The organism is Streptomyces viridosporus (genome assembly GCF_002078235.1).
GTDB classification, from domain to species: Bacteria; Actinomycetota; Actinomycetes; order Streptomycetales; family Streptomycetaceae; genus Streptomyces; species Streptomyces viridosporus.
Window position 1 is genome coordinate 1 of the sequence record NZ_MSGP01000666.1, and the last position, 3,266, is coordinate 3,266.

The 3,266-nt window shown below is 74.7% G+C and carries 3 protein-coding genes and 1 pseudogene; all 4 read left to right on the forward strand.

Translation table 11 applies throughout. The features are described from left to right. A pseudogene (locus B7L92_RS43105) lies at positions 1-109 on the forward strand (glutamate racemase); the annotation flags it as partial. A gap of 136 nt (positions 110-245) precedes the next feature. Then, positions 246-791 carry a hypothetical protein gene (locus B7L92_RS35360; RefSeq protein ID WP_081241299.1) on the forward strand — a complete coding sequence of 182 codons (546 nt, stop codon included), beginning with the start codon at positions 246-248 and terminating at the stop codon, positions 789-791. A 236-nt stretch (positions 792-1,027) separates the two neighbouring features. Beyond that, a complete protein-coding gene (lnt, locus tag B7L92_RS35365; RefSeq protein WP_081241300.1) occupies positions 1,028-2,641 on the forward strand; it encodes an apolipoprotein N-acyltransferase in 1,614 nt (537 codons plus the stop codon). Positions 2,642-2,705: 64 nt separating this feature from the next. Beyond that, entirely contained in the window at positions 2,706-3,185 is a 480-nt protein-coding gene (locus B7L92_RS35370) for an NUDIX hydrolase (RefSeq protein WP_081241301.1), read from the forward strand. The last annotated feature ends 81 nt before the right edge of the window (positions 3,186-3,266 follow it).

Sequence of the window (3,266 nt, forward strand, 5' to 3'; positions counted from 1 at the left end):
GGGCGGCACCCTGACGGTCCTGCTGAGCGGACGCGAGGGCACGCTCCCCACGCCCGCCCTCACCTACGCGGAGGGCCGGCTGCTCCGGCAGGTCACCACCGCCGGGTGAACCGGCACCGGGCCGGCCGTCGGACGGGGCGTCTGCGGGCGGGGGGCCCGCGGGCCGGGCCGCCGCACGCCCGGTCGGCCCAGTGACGCTGTGCCACGCGGCCCCTGCGGAGCGAATCCTGAGTAACCTCGAACGTATGAGGGACCACCGCCACGGCAAGCACGCCCCTCGCTCCGAGGTCTGGACCGGCCGCGCGACCAACCGCTACCAGTGGCTGCTGGCGCTGATCGGCGCCGCCTGCCTGGCACTCGGCATCACGCTGGCCATCGACTCCGCCTGGACGACCGGCATCGCGCCCCTGATCATGGCCGTCGTCGGGTGCATCGCCGCCGGGCTGCTCGTCCTGTTCGGGACCCTCGCCTTCGTGCACGTCGCGCTGCGGGTGGACGAGGACCACCTGGAGGTGCGCTGCGGCCACATCGGCGTGCCGCGCCGGCGCATCCCGCTCTCCCAGGTGGCCGGCGCGGAGTTCGCCCCGCACGTCACCCCGCGTCACTGGGGCGGCTGGGGCTACCGCTGGCGGCCCGAGAAGGGCACGGCGGTCGTCGTGCGCCGCGGTGAGGGCGTCGTGCTGCAGCTGTGGGACGGACACACCTTCACGGTCACCGTGGACGACGCGGAGGCGGCGGTGCACGTCATCCGCGACCGGCTCCGTCCGCACCGGCCGGGCGCGCCGCGCTGAACCGCGCGGGGGCCGGCCGCCCCGGCCCGTGGCGGACCCCGGCCGCCGGCACCGCCCCCGGCCGCACGGCGGAGGCGCCGGCACACCGCGACGGCCGGTGGCCGTTGCCGCGGGACGTGCCGGGACACCTCCCGCGGAAACGATCCGGCGCACGCCGCGCCGCCCGCCGCCCTGAGCGCGCCGGCTCCGGACGGCCGAGCTGTCGGCCCCGATGTCACTCCCCGTAGACTCCCGGAGTGACCGTCACCGCAACATCCGTCGGCGAGTCGGACCCGTTGCCGCCGCAGACCGCGCCCACGGCGCGGGGCAGGCGACTCGTCCGCCTCCTCCCGGCCGCCGCGGCCGCACTCTCCGGCCTGCTCCTCTACGTCAGCTTCCCGCCGCGCACCCTGTGGTGGCTGGCCCTGCCCGCCTTCGCCGTCTTCGGCTGGGCGCTGCGCGGACGCGGCTGGAGGACGGGGCTCGGCCTCGGCTACCTCTTCGGCCTCGGCTTCCTGCTGCCGCTGCTGGTGTGGACCGGCGTGGAGGTGGGCCCCGGACCGTGGATCGCCCTCGTGGTGATCGAGGCGGTCTTCGTCGCGCTGGTCGGCGCGGGCGTCGCCGCGGTGTCGAAGCTGCCCGGGTGGCCCGTGTGGGCGGCCGCGCTGTGGACCGCCGGCGAGGCGGTGCGCGCCCGTGCGCCGTTCCACGGTTTCCCCTGGGGCAAGATCGCGTTCGGCCAGGCGGACGGTGTCTTCCTGCCGCTCGCCGCGCTCGGCGGCACCCCCGTGCTCGGCTTCGCCGTCGTGCTGTGCGGCTTCGGCCTGTACGAGGTCGTGCGGCTGTCCCTGCGGGCACGGCGCACCGGCACCGTGCGGCGGGCCGCGGCCGTCGTCGGCGCGCTCTGCGTCGCCGTCCCCGTGGTGGCGGCGGTGGCCGCCCGGCCGCTGGTCGGCGACCGGGCCGAGAACGGCACCGTGACCGTCGCGGTCATCCAGGGCAACGTGCCGCGGCTGGGCCTCGACTTCAACTCCCAGCGGCGCGCCGTCCTCGACTACCACGCGCGCGAGACGGAGCGTCTGGCCGCCGAGGTGGAGGCCGGCCGGGCCGCACGGCCGGACATCGTGCTGTGGCCGGAGAACTCCTCCGACATCGACCCCTTCGCCAACGCCGACGCGCGCACCGTCATCGACCGCGCGGCCAAGGCGATCGGCGCCCCCGTCTCGGTCGGCGGCGTGGTCGGCAGGGACGGCAGGCTGCTCAACGAGCAGATCCTGTGGGACCCGGTGAAGGGCCCGGTCGACACCTACGACAAGCGGCAGATCCAGCCGTTCGGCGAGTACCTCCCGCTGCGCTCGCTCGTCGGGGCGATCAACGAGAACTGGACGTCGATGGTCCGCCAGGACTTCAGCCGGGGCGACGAGCCGGGCGTCTTCCGCATGGGCGGTGCCGGGGTCGGCCTGGTCACCTGCTACGAGGCCGCCTTCGACTGGGCCGTGCGCGACACGGTCACCGCCGGCGCCCAGATGATCTCCGTGCCCAGCAACAACGCCACCTTCGGCCGCAGCGAGATGACCCACCAGCAGCTCGCCATGTCCCGCGTCCGTGCCGTCGAGCACAGCCGCGCCGTCACCGTCCCGGTGACCAGCGGCGTCAGCGCGATCATCATGCCGGACGGACGGATCACGCAGAGGACCGGCATGTTCGTCGCCGACTCCCTGGTGCAGGAGGTGCCGCTGCGCTCCTCGCAGACCCCCGCCACCCGCCTCGGCGTCCTTCCGGAGGCCGCCCTGGTGCTCGTCGCCGCGGGCGGGCTCGGCTGGGCCGTCGGCGCCGGTGTGCGCGGGCGACGCGCCGGTGGCGTGCGGTAGTACGCCTGCCGCACATCTCCCGAAGTGCCGGGGAGGGCCCTGACCGGGCGGTTAGGGTCGGGGCATGGCTACTCCTGATTTCATCCGCACCCTGCGCGCCTCCGCCGGTCACCAGCTGCTGTGGCTCCCCGGGGTCACCGCGATCGTCTTCGACGACGAGGGCAGAGTGCTGCTGAACCGGCGGTCCGACACCCGCCGGTGGTCGGTGATCGGCGGCATCCCCGACCCGGGGGAGCAGCCGGCGGCCTGTGCGGTGCGGGAGGTCGAGGAGGAGACCGCGGTGCGCTGCGTCGCCGAGCGGGTCGTACTGGTCCAGGCGCTGGAGCCGGTGACGTACGGCAACGGCGACATCTGCCAGTACATGGACATCACCTTCCGCTGCCGGGCCGTCGGCGGGACGGCGCGGGTCAACGACGACGAGTCGCTGGACGTCGGCTGGTTCGCCGTGGACGCGCTGCCGGAGCTGGACGAGTTCGGCCGCTTCCGGATCAAACAGGCCATGGCGGATGCACCCACATGGTTCGACCCCACTGGAATCGGCTGAACTGTAGGGCCTGACCATATGTGGTGGGGGACGGGCGCTACCTAGGCTCGAGCCATGACCGCGCCCCCCGCCTTCCCGGCC

What these genes read in the sequence shown, in the direction of transcription:
- B7L92_RS35370 (WP_081241301.1), top strand. Translation starts at nt 2,706, where the DNA reads ATGGCTACTCCTGATTTCATCCGCACCCTGCGCGCCTCCGCCGGTCAC.
- B7L92_RS35360 (WP_081241299.1), top strand. Translation starts at nt 246, where the DNA reads ATGAGGGACCACCGCCACGGCAAGCACGCCCCTCGCTCCGAGGTCTGG.